14 protein-coding genes and 1 pseudogene are annotated in these 14425 nt (G+C 60.8%); 6 read left to right on the forward strand and 9 right to left on the reverse strand.

Annotated features, from left to right (window positions below; translation table 11 throughout):
* Window positions 1-70: 70 nt before the first annotated feature.
* On the reverse strand, window positions 71-1276 hold the full coding sequence (locus QM694_RS01950; protein ID WP_415005266.1) for a hypothetical protein: 1206 nt from the start codon (window positions 1274-1276) through the stop codon (window positions 71-73).
* A gap of 133 nt (window positions 1277-1409) precedes the next feature.
* Between QM694_RS01950 and QM694_RS01955 the strand changes: the two genes are divergently transcribed.
* Window positions 1410-2132, forward strand: a complete 723-nt coding sequence (locus QM694_RS01955; protein WP_415005267.1) for a L,D-transpeptidase — start codon at window positions 1410-1412, stop codon at window positions 2130-2132.
* Window positions 2133-2686: 554 nt separating this feature from the next.
* On the opposite strand, the pseudogene QM694_RS01960 reads toward QM694_RS01955, so the two are convergent.
* The 4 genes and pseudogenes from QM694_RS01960 to QM694_RS01975 form a co-directional block, all read right to left on the reverse strand.
* Window positions 2687-3863: pseudogene (locus QM694_RS01960) on the reverse strand (fumarylacetoacetate hydrolase family protein).
* A gap of 3 nt (window positions 3864-3866) precedes the next feature.
* The gene (locus QM694_RS01965) at window positions 3867-5321 is read right to left on the reverse strand and encodes a biotin carboxylase (protein WP_415005268.1); all 1455 of its coding nucleotides are present in this window, start codon (window positions 5319-5321) and stop codon (window positions 3867-3869) included.
* 87 nt (window positions 5322-5408) lie between these two features.
* Complete coding sequence (locus tag QM694_RS01970; protein ID WP_415005269.1) at window positions 5409-6008, reverse strand: PilZ domain-containing protein; 600 nt, start codon at window positions 6006-6008, stop codon at window positions 5409-5411.
* 81 nt (window positions 6009-6089) lie between these two features.
* Window positions 6090-6719, reverse strand: a complete 630-nt coding sequence (locus QM694_RS01975) for a PAS domain-containing protein (protein ID WP_415005270.1) — start codon at window positions 6717-6719, stop codon at window positions 6090-6092.
* A 105-nt stretch (window positions 6720-6824) separates the two neighbouring features.
* Here QM694_RS01975 and QM694_RS01980 point away from each other — a divergent pair, with 105 nt between their 5' ends.
* On the forward strand, window positions 6825-7568 hold the full coding sequence (locus QM694_RS01980; RefSeq protein WP_415005271.1) for a rhomboid family intramembrane serine protease: 744 nt from the start codon (window positions 6825-6827) through the stop codon (window positions 7566-7568).
* Between the two features lie 48 nt (window positions 7569-7616).
* Entirely contained in the window at window positions 7617-8048 is a 432-nt protein-coding gene (locus QM694_RS01985) for a CBS domain-containing protein (protein ID WP_415005272.1), read from the forward strand.
* On the opposite strand, the gene hisI is transcribed toward QM694_RS01985, so the two are convergent.
* Window positions 8049-8456, reverse strand: a complete 408-nt coding sequence (gene hisI / locus QM694_RS01990) for a phosphoribosyl-AMP cyclohydrolase (RefSeq protein WP_415005273.1) — start codon at window positions 8454-8456, stop codon at window positions 8049-8051. It abuts the gene before it with no gap.
* Window positions 8456-9070, reverse strand: coding sequence for a GTP cyclohydrolase I FolE (folE, locus tag QM694_RS01995; protein WP_415005274.1), 615 nt, complete (start codon window positions 9068-9070; stop codon window positions 8456-8458). Before folE ends, hisI begins: the two co-directional genes overlap by 1 nt.
* Before the next feature lie 100 nt (window positions 9071-9170).
* Here folE and QM694_RS02000 point away from each other — a divergent pair, with 100 nt between their 5' ends.
* Together QM694_RS02000 and QM694_RS02005 are read left to right on the forward strand one after the other, a co-directional pair.
* Complete coding sequence (locus QM694_RS02000) at window positions 9171-9614, forward strand: iron-sulfur cluster assembly scaffold protein (RefSeq protein WP_415005275.1); 444 nt, start codon at window positions 9171-9173, stop codon at window positions 9612-9614.
* The gene (locus QM694_RS02005) at window positions 9607-10080 is read left to right on the forward strand and encodes a cupin domain-containing protein (protein WP_415005276.1); all 474 of its coding nucleotides are present in this window, start codon (window positions 9607-9609) and stop codon (window positions 10078-10080) included. The genes QM694_RS02000 and QM694_RS02005 overlap by 8 nt, the downstream gene beginning before the upstream one ends.
* 1 nt (window position 10081) lies before the next feature.
* Here QM694_RS02005 and QM694_RS02010 read toward each other — a convergent pair whose 3' ends face one another.
* Window positions 10082-11569 (reverse strand): flavin-containing monooxygenase, encoded by a 1488-nt coding sequence (locus QM694_RS02010; protein ID WP_415005277.1) that lies wholly within the window; start codon window positions 11567-11569, stop codon window positions 10082-10084.
* Between the two features lie 197 nt (window positions 11570-11766).
* Between QM694_RS02010 and QM694_RS02015 the strand changes: the two genes are divergently transcribed.
* Entirely contained in the window at window positions 11767-12879 is a 1113-nt protein-coding gene (locus QM694_RS02015) for an MFS transporter (RefSeq protein ID WP_415005278.1), read from the forward strand.
* Here the strand turns inward: QM694_RS02015 and betC are convergent.
* Window positions 12876-14420 (reverse strand): choline-sulfatase, encoded by a 1545-nt coding sequence (betC, locus tag QM694_RS02020; protein WP_415005279.1) that lies wholly within the window; start codon window positions 14418-14420, stop codon window positions 12876-12878. The genes QM694_RS02015 and betC overlap by 4 nt on opposite strands.
* Between the last annotated feature and the right edge of the window lie 5 nt (window positions 14421-14425).

Raw genomic sequence — 14425 nt, forward strand, 5'->3', positions numbered from 1 at the left:
TCGGATTTCCAGATCATCTGAAACAAAAAAGGCCCCGCGAGGGGCCTTTCTCATTCCAGAGTTTCAAGGATCAGTCGTTCGCCGTGACGTTCACGCCCAGCTTGGTGATCGCCTCACCGGGGTTGTTGGGATTAAGCGTCATGATCTCCTGCACCTTGAGGGGCGCGTCGGGCTTTAGCGACACGGTGATCGATTTCGGATCCTTGAGGAAGTTGTTCACCGCCGTCACCACCTGCGTGGTGAAGGCGGGATTGTTCAGAGACATGGTGCCGACCTGCACCATGGCCCCCGCATTGGCCACCAGCGCATCGGCTGTTGTGCCCTGCATGGCGGCGATCAGGGGGAGGAGCTTCTTGGTGATCGAACTGTCCTCAAACCGGAAGGTGAAGCTGTTCACCAGCACGCTCTGCAACTCCGGCATCAAGGCGGAGAAATCCGGCGGAGCGCCTGTCTTCTGGGACTTCTGCAACTCCGCATAGGCGGCAATCGGCACGTCCGCCACGCCGAAGCCGAAGCGGAGATTGCCCATGTCTTTTCCGATGAACGCGAAATTATAATCGAGCCCCAGCTTGCCGGAACTCACGTCCATCTTGCCGTCGCCCGTGAGATCAAAGGTCAGGCCGGAATATCCAAGCTGCTTGAGGATGCCCTGCTGGTCCATCATCGCGATCATGCCTTCCGGGATCACGATATTGCTGACCTTCGTCGAGAAGGTGCCAGCGCCCGTCTTGGGGTCTCCATCCCAGTTTGATTCGTAGCCGTCCGATGTGACGGTCTGGCCCATGGCATCGAGGGTGACTTTGCCGGTCGTCACTTTTTTGGCAACCGTCATGGCGGCGCGGAACGCATCGTCAGGCGTGGGATTGCTGCCCGCATCCTTCACATAGACGCCTTCGGCGGAGCCGGAGGGCATCGAAACGAGAACCTTGCCCTGGGGGCCATCGACATCAAACACCAGATTGTCGACGGCGATATTGGAGATCTGATAGACATTGTTGCCTTCGTCGGTCACGCCCTTCAGGTCCACCTCGTCGATGACGAGATTCATGGCCGGGTCTTCGCCCGCCGCGGGCTTGATCACGGAAAGCTTCTTGATCGTGATGTTTCCGGCCCCGTCGTCTTCCAGCGAATCGTAGGTTGGCTGGACTTGCAGCTGGGACGACCAGTTGTCGATCATGGCCCTCACCACCGGCGGCACGCTATCCGCGCGGGCGGGCAGCGAAAGCGCGGTGGTCGAAAGGCAGATCAGAAGGAAAGTGTGCGCACGAGTTTTCATTTGTTGTTCCCGTTGGATTTTTAGCCCGCTCTCTGTGGCCGATCATAAGTGAATGGCTGGTGAACCGCAAAGCCCATTGCTGGAACATGGTTGCGCCGCTAGGGTCCGCCCGATTCAAGGCTGGGGAAAAGGTATGATCCACAAATTATCTGTTGCAGGGCTTGCCCTGCTGATCGCAGGGGCGGTGCCTGCGTTCGCCGCCACAAAGGCTTCGCCGGAACAGAGCGTCGTTCTGAAGAAAAAGAAGATGCAGGCAGAGCTTTCGGCGAAACCCCGGAAGCAGCCAGGGCCGCGCAGCGTGTGCGGCAGCTTTCTGCAATGCCTGTTCAGCCCTGACCGCAAGGTAAAGGTCGTCCGCACCAGCGTTGCCAGCGCCTCGGCTTCAAGCGTGGATGACACCGAGACTGGCGAGGACATCGCCTGGAAGGATGCGAACAAATATGCCATCGGCTCCATCGTGGTGAAAACCCCGGAGCGGCGGCTCTATTACATCCTCGGAAATGGAGAGGCGCGGGTTTACAAGGTGGGCGTGGGCCGCGAGGGCTTCCAGTGGGGCGGCACCTCGAAGGTGGTGGCCAAGGCCGAATGGCCGACCTGGCGCCCGCCGCAGACGATGATCGACCGCGAGGCGGCCAAGGGCCATTATCTTCCCGATGTGATGGAAGGCGGCCCGGATAATCCGCTCGGCGCCCGCGCCATGTATATCGGCGGCACCATGTACCGCATTCACGGCACCAACAATGCCGCCTCGATCGGCGGCGCCGTGTCGTCTGGCTGCATCCGCATGATGAATGCCGATGTCATCGAGCTTTATGAGCGGGTGAAGGTGGGCGCCAAGGTTTATGTGATCCAGTAGGCGCCAAAAAACTGACCCCGGAGGCTTGTGCTTCCGGGGTCCGATCCTGAAGATAAACTTCGGGACGATCAGTTGGCCTACTTCTTGGCCTTCTTGGCGGCCTTCTTAGCCGGTTTCTTCGCAGCCTTCTTAGCGGCCTTCTTCGCCGGCTTCTTAGCAGCCTTCTTCGCAGCCATTGTCTTCTCTCCTAGAGTGTTGTTAGTGCCCCACAACGCAGGTAAGCTCACACACAACAACGGCACCGCATCTTCGCTGTAACGTTGTTATTGATAATTCATGTGTACCCGTTTGTGTGATTCGGCAATATGCCGTCAACATCTGGTATATCGCCGGAATTCTCCTAACATCCCGTAAATGCTTGTTCCGAAGCGGAATTCATCCGCATGCGGATGATCTGCGCGGGATTTCGCGATTTATACGCAGAATCACGCGCGATTCATATGATGTCCGTATACGGATCATGGGCCGTTTTCGGCCACTGTTTGCCGATTACCGCCGCCGCAACGCCCACTGTTGCAACAATGCACGCCCGAAAAAAATTGTGGATGACGACGCTACAGCAGCCCGCGCTGCGCCAGATTCCGCATGAGATGGCTGGTGCCATAGGTCCATGGCGGCGCGGCATCGGTGGAGGTCATGCGGTTGGTGAGAGCGCCCAGATCGCGCGATGAGACGGTGACGATGTCGCCATCCTTGTGCGTGAAGCCCTGTCCTTTCTCGCCGCGGTCCTCCACCGGCGCGAAGAGGGTGCCGAGAAACAGCACCGCGCCATCCGGATATTGGTGATGGGCATTGAGCATCTGCCCGACGAGATCAGCCGGATCGCGGCTGATCTTTGCCATATTGGACATTCCCTTGAGCACGTAGCCGTCTTCACCCTCCACGCGGAGCGACAACTCCATCTTCCGCACGCTGTCGAGTGTGAATTCAGCGTCAAACAGCCGGATGAAGGGCCCAATGGCGCAACTCGCGTTATTATCTTTGGCCTTGCCGAGCAGAAGACCGGAGCGGCCTTCGACATCGCGGAGGTTCACGTCATTGCCCAGCGTGGCGCCTACGATGCGGCCTGCCGAACTCACCACCACGACCACTTCCGGCTCGGGATTGTTCCAGCTTGAAATTGGATTGAGTCCTGCTTCCATGCCGTGGCCGACGGCGGACATCACCTGCGACTTGGTGAAGATTTCCGCGTCAGGCCCGATGCCCACTTCCAGATATTGCGACCACACGCCTTTTTCGATCAGCACCTTCTTGAGCGCCATCGCTTCGGACGAGCCGGGCTTGAGCTTCGAGAGATCGTCGCCAATCAGCGTCTGGATGGAGGCGCGAATGTCGGCAGCGGCATCCGGGTTGCCGCGCGCCCGCTCTTCAATCACCCGCTCGAGCATCGAGATCGCGAACGTCACGCCGCAGGCCTTGATCGCCTGGAGATCAATGGGGGCCAGGAGCCACGGCTTTTCAGGATCACGAGTTCCCGCGCGGCGTATTGGCCAGTACATCCTGCAGAAGTGCCAGACTTTCGCCCTCGGCGGCGGCCGCCTCGGCAGCGGGATCGGCCGCCTCGCAGAGGTCGCGCATGGTGGGGAATGTCCGCGTGATGTCGATCAGCGCGCCGGCTTCCAGCTTCACCACGCAGGGGCCCCCGGCTTTTGGCGACCAAACGCGGCCCACGAGGAGGCCCGATTGCGGAATGGTGGCAGCGGGGATGAGATAGGTTGAAAGGCTGGGCATGGATCAAAACATCTTGTTGCTGTCGTGCATCGGCGGCGGAACCGGCGCCGAAGATCCGGTCACGGGAATGGCCTCGAACTGGGCGTTGATCGCCTTCACCCAGGCCTTCGCGCGGTCATTCAGCTTGCGGTCATCCGTCTGGAATCGCCCGCGCGAGACGAGGATGCCCATATCGGCGCCATGATAGCGATAGTCCCCCGCTGTGTAGACACGGAGATAGAAGGCTTCATCCTCGCCTGAGACCAGGAACCAGTCGATGGATTTGCGCACCAGCGAAATGTCTCCCTTTGCATCCATGCGCCAGATGCCGGAGGCGGGGGCCTTGGTGATCATCTCCACCCGGTCTACCGGATATTTGAGGATGAGCTGGCTCCAGTTGTCGAACTCGGCCCAGCGCTGCTGCACTTTCGAGAGGTCGATGTCCCAGTCGACGCCCATGAATTCCAGCATGTGGAAGAGATAGACGGGGCAGCCGCCATAGGTGGAGGTGATGAGGTTGGTCATTGGCGAAGCGCCGGAGACGCGGGGATTGATTTCGCCGAGATAGACGTCGCGCGTATCGGTATCGATCAGGAAGTCCATGCAGAAGGCGCCCTTGTAGCCCGCCTTGTAAAGCTGATCGCCCAGCTTCTGCGCCATCACCCGCACGGCCTTGCGTTCTTTTTCCATGCTCCCGGTGAACACGTCATTTCCGCACCAGCCGCCCTTGTAGGGTGTGACCTCGGCAAATCCGGTGATGTCGGTCTGCATGGGGCCGACGAGCGTGCCGTGTTTGGTCGCCACCGCTTCGACCGTGCCGGGAAGATGATTGATGCGGCGCATCACCTTGAGCTGTTCCTTTACCAGGACATCCTCGTTCTTCTTCCAGTCTTCGGGTGACTTGATGAAGAAGGTGGTGCGGCCGGAATCGCCATAGGGGGTCTGCACCACAAGGTCTTTGCCGAGTCTTGCGCCAGCCGCCAGCTTCATCAGCGCATCAAAGGATTTGGCGCGGCCCATCGAGTTGGGCGCGCTCTTGATGCCCGCCGCATTGCCAAGCTTCGTGGTGGTGATCTTCGAATCGATGTGCTTGCGGAGCTTCGCCGGAGGCAAGGCGATTTTCTGGCCCAGTTCCTTGGCCAGCGCCTCCGTCTCCTCGTCGAACATCACCAGCAGCAGGTAGCCAGGCCCGCGTTCCTTCAGCTTGGCGCGCACTTCCTTGTGGCGGAGAAGATAGTTGTTCACATCCTCGATCGAGCGGAACTCATGCGCACCTTGCTCGCGCGGCACCATGATCTTGGGATGGCTGTTGTCGAAGCTGTCGAAGAAATTGATGTATTCGAACTTGTTGATCCAGCGCCCCAGGCCGAGAAGATTGTAGGGTGTGGGTGAGAGAAAGGTGATGGGCGTCTGGTTCTGGCGGAAGAAGGCGTAAATCTCCGACAGGCTCTTGAGCGTACGGGCTGGTGTCCGGGCCATTCTGAAAGCTCCCCCTTGGCGCCGTTCACGCGCCTTGCGGTCACTTTATGCAGAAGTCGGGGAGGATGAAAAGCGGAAGCGGCGGCGTCAGCCCACGTGCTCGCTTAACTGGCCCTTTTCGAGCGGCTTGATGAATTCGATTCCGACGCCGTTCTCGAGATAGCGAACCACGCGGCCGCGCATTTTTCCGAGTAGCAAATTCGTGCCGAGGCTGGGCATCACATCCACCTTGATGGCCGCACCCGAGAGCGAAATGTCGATTACCTCGCAAGGATACTCGCGGCCATCCGGCATGGTGATCTGCGAGCGTGAGTCCTTCGGCTCATAGCGCGTGTGGCGGCGGTCTTCGATGCTGCCGCCTTTTTGTTTCTGAACCAGCCAGCGCAGGCGCTGCTCCAGCCGGTCGCGCCGCGCGCCCGTGAGCGAGAACGTGACCTTGAATCCGCCTTCGACCGGTTCCGCCGTCGTCGCTTCAATGCGGCCGAGTTCTTCGAGATAGGCGACGATAGGCAGACCTTCGGCGGCCGCCTGTGGCGTAATGAAGGTGGCGCCGTCAATCGTGATGCCGTTGACCTGGCATGGGTGCTCGCTGGTGTCGGGCAGCATGAAACGGCCGAACAATGTCTGTTCGACGGGCTTGAGCGGCGCTGCTTCAATCGAATGCTGAGCCATGGCCGTAGCGTTCACGCGGGAGTCCCCTAGTTTCCAGAGGGTGACCGTAGCGGCAACCGCGTAAAGGACGGGTTAAAATGGATCGGTTTTACCTTGTCAGCTCAAGCCGCCGGCAATCACCTGGAATGGCCTGAACTGGCGCTGCGATTTCTCAAGCTGGCGCACCAGCCGGTCGCCGGGCAGGTGTTCGGTCCAGATGCTCCGCGCGCCGGACAGCTCGCGGTCGACGATCCGCCGGTAGCCGAGCGCCTCACTCTCCCGGAACGGGAAAACTCCGCCAAAGACGTGGACTGTGGCCTGGTCCCTGGCCAGCATCGGCAGCCCCACCATTTCCGCCCCTATGGTCTGTCCATGATCGGTATGCAGCCGGAAGCGCAACACGCACGGTTGCAGTGTATGGATGGTGGCGTTCAGGAACCGCCGGATGACATCGGCTTCAAAACTGTCCCATCCCTCAACCACGTTTTCGCCTGTCAACTCGCGGCGAAACAGGTCGCAAACCTGCGTGCCGGCGAGGCGCCACCGCAGTTTGGCTGGCGATGCTGCCCGCTCCACCATGACAAGATTGGGCACTTGGTCCCTGATCTGGCGAAGATCAAGATCGGTACGGCACGGCGCTGAATCTGCCCCACGCATGCCCTCCCAGAAGCGGAACAGCGCCCGGCTTCCCGGGTGAAGAATATGGGAATCGGCTTGGCTGACGTCTATGTCTTCGTTAACGAGCATGATCCATCCTTTCGGCGCCGGGCAGAGCGCCGGGGGCTTTGTGTCAATTCAGTACCTGTGCGCCTTGAGGGTGCAGAGGCTATGCCAGCCGGAGGAGTTTCAGCCGTGGTGCAGGCCAGTCCGCAGCAATCCAATTGGCAGCAGGGCACGCCGCCGGTTTTCAATATTCCTGCCGTGGTACTTGGGCTGGTGGTGGTCCTGATTATTATTCACGCTGTTCTGGCTTATGCGGGCCAGAACTGGCAGGTGTGGGCGCTGGCGGTGTTCGCGTTCATTCCCGCCCGGCTCGGTGGCGGGCAGGTGATTCCGACGATTCCGGGGTCGCAATACTGGAGCTTTCTCACCTATGCGTTCCTGCACGGTGGCTGGCTGCATCTGTTCGCCAATTGCCTGTGGCTCACCGTGTTCGGCACGGTTGTGGCCCGGTTCATGGGCGCCTGGCGGTTTCTGGCGCTCTCGGCGATCGCGGCCATCGGCGGTGCCGCCGTTACCGAACTCATGCATATCGGAGAGTTTTATCCAATGGTCGGCGCTTCGGGCGCGATTTCTGGCCTGATGGCGGCGGCTGTTCCCATCATGTATGGCAGCGGGCGCTTTGCCCGCCATCTCCCCGCCGGCCATCCCGATGCGGGGCATCCCCTCAGCTTCAGGCAATTCCTGAATAACCGGAACGCGCTCATTTTCACGGCCGTCTGGCTGGTGATCACGCTGGTATCGGCCTCAGGCGACCCGACGGGCGGGGCGCTAACCGGCGGATATACCATCGCCTGGGAAGCCCATATCGGCGGGTTTTTCGCTGGCCTTGCCGCTTTTTACCTCCTCCGGCCAGACAGGGTGCATCAAACCTGAATTTATGGTAATGTTCCACACCCTGACCGATGTGAAAGGAGGCCGGACATGTCCGTAGCTCACATCCTGAAGAAAAAGGGCCGTAACGTCATCACGGTTACGCCGGGGCAGACACTCCATGAGGTGGCGGCAATCCTCGCCAGGCACCGGATCGGCGCCGTGGTCGTTAGCTCCGGCGGCGGCATTTCCGGCATCATTTCCGAACGTGACGTGGTGCGGGTATTGGCGGAGGCGGGGTCGTCCGCCCTGTCGCGCCCGGCGCAGGATTTCATGACCGCGAAGGTCCGCACCTGCACGCCCCATGATTCCGAACAGCATCTGATGGCGCTGATGACCGAGCATCGCATCCGCCACCTCCCGGTCATGGAAAACGGCAGGCTGGCTGGCATGGTTTCGATTGGCGACGTGGTGAAGCTCCGGATCGAATTGATCGAGAGCGAAGCCGAGCAGATGAAGACCTACATCGCGACGGCGGGCTGACTATTTGCGATAGACGGCTTGAGGGTCGAACAGCGGCTGATCGCCGGTGAACACCAGACTGTTGCCATCCACACGGCGGTAAAAGCAGGAGCGCCGCCCAGTGTGGCAGGCCGCGCCATGGCCTTTGACGATGGCCTTCACCTGCAGCACATCCTGATCACAATCGGTCAGCACCTCGCGGACTTCGAGAAGATCGCCGGAGGTTTCGCCTTTCTTCCACAGGCTATTGCGCGAGCGGCTCCAGAAATGCGCGCAGCCGGTTTCGAACGTGAGACGCAAGGCTTCTGCGTTCATGTGCGCCACCATCAGCAGCGTGCCGTCACGGGCATCGGTGACGATGGCGGTGATGAGGCCCGCCGCATCAAACCTCGGTTGAAACATGTCTGTTTCGTCGAGGCTGCCGGCCATCAGAGTGAAAAGCCGCCGGATGGCGAGCGCACCAGTTCCATGAAGCGCGCCTGCATGGCAGGCTTGTCGCGGAATTCGCCGGTGAAGCGTGTGGTGATGGTGGCGACGTTCCGCTTGCCGATGCCGCGCATCGACATGCAGGTGTGAACCGCCTCGACCATCACGGCCACGCCGCGCGGCTTCAGCGCATCTGAAATGGCGTTGGCGATCTGGGCCGTCATGGTTTCCTGCGTCTGCAGGCGGCGGGCGAAGATTTCAACGACGCGCGCCAGCTTGGAAATGCCCACCACATCCTTGGTCGGCAGATAGGCCACATGGGCGCGGCCGATAAATGGCGCGATGTGATGTTCGCAATGGCTGTTGAACTCGATGTCGCGCAGCATCACGATATCATCATAGCCGCCGACGTCGCCGAAGGTGCGCGACAGCACTTGCGCCGCATCTTCGCCATAGCCCGAGAAATATTCGCGGAACGCCTTGGCGACGCGCTTGGGCGTGTCCAGCAGGCCCTCGCGCGCCGGGTCATCACCCGCCCAGGCGAGCAGGGTGCGCACGGCGGCTTCGGCCTCTTCCTGTGTGGGGCGGGTGGCGGGTTTCTTCACTCTGGCGTCCATCGGTCTTGTCTTCATTTCCTGTTGCGCGCCCCCATATCATAGGGGTTCCCCCGAAGGCAAACGGGCTTGCCGAAGCCTCCGAAGGGATTAGGATATCGGCATGCTCGATGACATCTACAACAAGCGCATATTGGCCTTCGCCGCCGATATTCCCCGGCTGCAACGCTTAAGCGCGCCGGACGCAACGGCGGTGGGCCATTCAAGGCTTTGCGGCTCCAAGGTCACCGTCGATCTTGCCATGAAGGATGGCGTGGTCACCGATTTTGGCCATGAGGTGAAGGCCTGCGCGCTGGGACAGGCATCATCCTCCATCATGGCTCGCCATGTGGTGGGATCCACGGGACCGGAACTGAAGGCGTTGCGCGAACAGATGTATCACATGCTGAAAGATAACGGGCCGCCGCCCACCGGCAAATGGGCCGATCTCGAAGCCTTGCTGCCAGTGCGCGATTTTAAGGCCCGCCATGCCTCAACACTTCTCACCTTCGACGCCGTGGCCGATGCCGTGATGCAGATCGAGGCCAAGCAGGCCGCCCATGTCTGAAAAACCGCCGAAGGCATTGCAGGCGGAAGAGGTGACGCCCCGCATCGGCTCCAACTACCCGCCCGATCTGGCCAAGGCCGTCGCGGGCCGGGCCAAGCGGGTGCTGGGCGACAAATTTGGCCTCGATCAGTTCGGCGTGAACCATGTGGCGCTGGAACCGGGTGCGGCATCCTCTCATCGCCATTGGCATGAACGCGAGGATGAATTCGTATTTGTCCTTTCCGGCGAAATCACCCTCCACGACGATGACGGGTTTCATGTGCTGACGCCCGGCATGTGCGCCGGCTTCAAGGCCGGTGCTGCGAATGGCCACCGCCTCGTCAATCGCAGCGAAGCACCGGCGAGCTATCTGGAAGTGGGCACAAGGTCGGCTGACGAGCGCAGTCACTACCCGGATACCGATCTCAAGGCGTGGAAGACCGCCGGCAAATGGCACTTCAGCCGCAAGGATGGCTCCGACCTTTAGCTCACCCGTAAACCAGCGCGCCGTCGTCCAGATCGATGGCCGGATAGGCCTTGCGGTCGAAATGGTAATCCTGCGTGTGCTGCCATTCGCGCTTCGAGCCGCAGCGGGGCAGCATGTGAACGCCGCGCATCACATAGCTGGGATTGAAATTGTCGGGCGTCAGCCATGGCCTGAGTTCCATGTCTTGATCTTCCGGACGGAGATGCGGCACCACGCTGTGAACACCCATCGCATCCATGTGATTGAGCAGGCGGCAGACGAATTGCGCCACCAGTTCGACGCGCGGTGTCCAGGCAAAGCGGAAATAGCCGAACACCCAGACGAGATTGGGCAGTCCCGTGAACATCATGCCGCGATAGGTGACGGTGTCCGAAGGCTTCACCTCCTTGCCATCAACCATGAAGCGAATATCGCCCAGCACGCACAGATCAAAGCCTGTGGCCGCCACGATAATATCCGCCGCGAGCACCTCGCCCGTTTTCAATTCAATTCCTTGAGGCGTGAACCGCGCGATCTCGCCCGTTGTGACGGACGCCTTGCCAGAGCGGATAGGCTTGAACAGATCGCCGCCGGGCACGAAGGCCACGCGCTGCTGCCAGGGGCGGTAGCTTGGGGTAAAATGCTTTTCGACATCGACGCCATCGCCCACATGGGCGCGCACATTGTCGATCATCTCCCGCTTCACGGCCTCGGAATCATTCATGCAGCGGTCCACGAACATGCCTTCGTTGATCAGGACCTTGCGCCGCATGATCTCGTGAAACCACGCAGGTTCCACATCAAGCGCCTTGAGTTCATCCGCCAATGCCTGCGCGCTGAAATCCGTGGCGTAATAGGTGGGCGAACGCTGCAGCATCGTCACATGCGCGCAATCATCCGCGATGGCCGGAATGATCGTTGCGGCACTGGCGCCCGAGCCGATGACGATAACCTTCTTGTTCTTGTAATCCAGGTCCGCTGGCCACGTCTGGGAATGCACGATCTGGCCCTTGAAACAGTCCATGCCGGGCCATTGCGGCGTGTAGCCTTCCTCATGCTTGTAATAGCCTTGGCACATCCAGAGGAAGTTGGCGGTCACCCGCACTGTTTCGCCGGTATCGCCGCGCGTCGCCGTCACTGTCCAGCGTTGCGCCGTGCTTGACCATTCCGCCGTGCTGATGCGGTGGCGGTAGCGGATGTGTTTTTCGAGATCGTTGTCAGCGATGATCTCACGGAGATAGGTGCGGATTTCACCGGCGGTTGCGACAACAGCGCCGGTCCACGGCTTGAAGCTGAAGCCATAAGTATAAAGATCGCTGTCGGAGCGGATGCCGGGATATTTGTGGGTGAGCCACGTGCCCCCGAAGCTTTCCTGCGCTTCGAGAATGAGAAAGCTTTTGCCCGGGCATTGCCGTTGCAGATAATAGGCCGAGCCAATCCCCGAAACGCCCGCGCCGACGATCAGCACATCGACATGCGCCAGCTTGTTTTCTACCACACGATCCATCATTCACTCTCTTGCATTCGGCATGAGCGTAGCGCCGCAGGGAATGCTTTTCCAGCGATTCAACCCATGTGCATCACACAAACCCCGCCTTCGCAAACGGCGCTTCTGCAGGATCGTTCGAGTCCCTAAAGGGTTGAGGCTTGGATCAGCTTTCAACCCAAACAACTGGATCTGTTCTCGGCAGGGGCCTCACCTTCGCAATGGCCATGGCTGCGGGCCTCGCCGTGGCCAATATTTATTACAACCAGCCCATGCTCGGGGTGATCTCGCGCGACCTCGGCAGTCCTGGCGTGACGGGACTGATCCCGACCGCCACGCAACTGGGATATGCGCTGGGACTCATGCTGCTCGTGCCGCTTGGGGATCTGATGGACCGGAGAAAGCTCATCGTCACGCAATATGTGATGATGGCAGTTGCCGTCCTGGGCGTGGCGATGGCGCCGACGCCTGCGCTCATCATCGCCGCATCGCTTCTTCTTGGCATCTGCTCCACCGCCGCGCAGCAGCTTATTCCCTTTGCTGCAGCCCTTGCTCTGCCGGAGAACAGGGGCAAGACGGTGGGCATCGTTGTTTCGGGCGTCCTGTGCGGCATTCTCGCCAGCCGCACCGTGTCGGGCTTCGTGGCTGCCTATCTGGGCTGGCGCAGCATGTTCGTGCTGGCCGCGCCGCTCGCACTGGCTGCGGGCGCGCTCATGGCGTGGCTTTTGCCGCGCAACTTTCCCTATGCTCATCTCTCCTATGGCGCGGCGCTGAAATCCGTGGGCCTGCTCTGGCTCCGGCATCCAACACTACGAGCCGTCACGCTCTCGCAAGCGGCACTCTTCGCCACCTTCAGCACCTTTTGGACGACGCTGGCACTTCACCTGCAGGAGCCGCCCTATGAGCTGGGCTCCGATGTGGCGGGGCTGTTCGGGCTGATCGGAATTGCGGGCGTTCTCGCCGCACCTTTGGCGGGGCGCGTTGCCGACCGGCGAGGCCCCCGCGCCGTGGTGATCGCCTGCTCACTCATTACCCTGCTGTCATGGGCGGTATTCGGCCTGTGGGACAAAATGCCGGGGTTGATTCTTGGCGTGGTGCTCCTCGATTTCGGCATCCAGGGCGCGCTGGTGCCCAATCAAACCCTGGTCTTCACGCTCGATCCCGCAGCCCGCAACCGCCTGAACACGGTGTTCGTCACCGGCATGTTTCTGGGCGCGGCATTTGGCTCAGCCGGGGCCGCCTATGCGTGGCACCATTGGGGCTGGACTGGTGTGAGCGCCTTCGGGTTTGCGCTTGCAGCCCTGGCCACGCTGCTGGCGCTTCGCAAGCCCTAGCGCCGCCGCTTGCCTTCGATATCCGGCGCCTGCGGGAAACGCGATTTGAGGTCGCGGTCCGTCACGCTCATGTGGTTGCGGGTATATTGTTCGGAGGCATCGCGCAGCGGCTGGAAGTCCCACGGGAAATGATTGCCGTGCTTCAGCGCCTCGAACATCATGAGGCGGGCCTGCTGGCTCTGCATTACCTCGCGCAAGGTGCGGGCCGTGTCGAATTTCAGACCCACTTCGGCGCGAAACTGCGCGGCGAGCGGATTGCCATGCGCGAGATTGTTCTGTTCTTCGGGGTCGTCTTCCACATTGAAAAGCTGGTCTGGATCAACCGGCGTGTGGATGAATTTCCACGGGCCCCGCCGCAGCATGTACAATGGCGCGATGGCGCCTTCGGCCAGATATTCGCCCCATGCTGTCGCATCGCTGTTTTCTGCGGCGCCGGTGAGCAGGGGATAAAGCGAACGGCCATCAACGGGGCTCGCCAGCTTCGCCGCGCCCTCGTGGCCAATATCCGCCAGCGTCGGCAGCAGGTCGGCCAGCGTCACCGGCTCCTTGACGCGCCGCGCCTTGAATCGTTTTGGTGCCCACACCAGCAGCGGCACATGGGCGGAGGGTTCGAGGAAGGACATTTTATACCAGAGGCCGCGCTCGCCCAGAAAATCGCCGTGGTCGGAGGTGAAGACGATCACCGTGTTGTCGAGCTTGCCCGTGGCCTCCAGCGCGCCAATCAATTGGCCCACAAGGCTGTCGACATAGCTAATGTTGGCATAATAGCCGTGCCGCGCCGCCCGGAGATCGGCTTCGGTGACGGTGTAGTCATCCATCGCCGACATATCATAAAGGCGCTGGCTGTGCGGATCGAGCTGATCCCGCGAAAGACGCGGCGTCTTCGGCAGGTCGATGTCCGCGTCGCGATAGAGGTTCCAGAACTTCGCCCGCGCCGCATAAGGATCATGCGGATGCGTGAAGGACGCCATCAGGCAGAAGGGCGTGTCATTGCCGAAGCGCGCATAATCGAAAATCTTGCGCACGGCGAGGAAGGCCACCTCGTCATCATATTCAAGCTGGTTGGTGATTTCGGCAATGCCCGGCTGCAGTACGCTGGTCATGTTGTGATACCACCAGTCGATGCGCTCCTGGCGGAGACGCCAATCCGGCGTCCAGCCGAAATCGGCGGGATAGATATCGGTGGTCAGCCGCTCTTCTAGACCGTGCAACTGGTCGGGCCCCACGAAATGCATCTTGCCGGAAAGGCATGTCTTGTAACCGGCAAGTCGCAGGTAATGCGCCCAGGTGGGAATTGAGGAAGGGAACTCCGCCGCGTTGTCATAAACGCCAGTGCGCGACGGAAGCAGGCCGTTCATCACCGTGGCGCGGGCGGGCGAGCAGAGCGGGCTTGAGGAATAAGCGTTCTCGAAGACGATGCCCTCCGCCGCCAACCGCGACAGGTTGGGCGTCTTCACCAAAGGATGTCCGTGGAAGGGCAAGCAGCGCGCCGCCAATTGGTCGGCCATGACGAACAGGATATTGGGCTTGGTTGCGGGCATGGCTC

The sequence above is a fragment of the Aestuariivirga sp. genome, assembly GCF_047602625.1.
GTDB lineage: Bacteria > Pseudomonadota > Alphaproteobacteria > Rhizobiales > Aestuariivirgaceae > Aestuariivirga.

Excerpts from the sequence above, each read along its gene's own strand:
- QM694_RS02005 (WP_415005276.1), top strand. The coding sequence starts at position 9,607 with ATGTCTGAAAAACCGCCGAAGGCATTGCAGGCGGAAGAGGTGACGCCC.
- QM694_RS02000 (WP_415005275.1), top strand. The coding sequence starts at position 9,171 with ATGCTCGATGACATCTACAACAAGCGCATATTGGCCTTCGCCGCCGAT.
- QM694_RS01985 (WP_415005272.1), top strand. The coding sequence starts at position 7,617 with ATGTCCGTAGCTCACATCCTGAAGAAAAAGGGCCGTAACGTCATCACG.
- QM694_RS02010 (WP_415005277.1), bottom strand. The coding sequence starts at position 11,569 with ATGATGGATCGTGTGGTAGAAAACAAGCTGGCGCATGTCGATGTGCTG.
- folE (WP_415005274.1), bottom strand. The coding sequence starts at position 9,070 with ATGGACGCCAGAGTGAAGAAACCCGCCACCCGCCCCACACAGGAAGAG.
- QM694_RS01955 (WP_415005267.1), top strand. The coding sequence starts at position 1,410 with ATGATCCACAAATTATCTGTTGCAGGGCTTGCCCTGCTGATCGCAGGG.
- hisI (WP_415005273.1), bottom strand. The coding sequence starts at position 8,456 with ATGGCCGGCAGCCTCGACGAAACAGACATGTTTCAACCGAGGTTTGAT.
- QM694_RS01950 (WP_415005266.1), bottom strand. The coding sequence starts at position 1,276 with ATGAAAACTCGTGCGCACACTTTCCTTCTGATCTGCCTTTCGACCACC.
- QM694_RS02015 (WP_415005278.1), top strand. The coding sequence starts at position 11,767 with ATGGCCATGGCTGCGGGCCTCGCCGTGGCCAATATTTATTACAACCAG.
- QM694_RS01975 (WP_415005270.1), bottom strand. The coding sequence starts at position 6,719 with ATGCTCGTTAACGAAGACATAGACGTCAGCCAAGCCGATTCCCATATT.
- QM694_RS01965 (WP_415005268.1), bottom strand. The coding sequence starts at position 5,321 with ATGGCCCGGACACCAGCCCGTACGCTCAAGAGCCTGTCGGAGATTTAC.
- betC (WP_415005279.1), bottom strand. The coding sequence starts at position 14,420 with ATGCCCGCAACCAAGCCCAATATCCTGTTCGTCATGGCCGACCAATTG.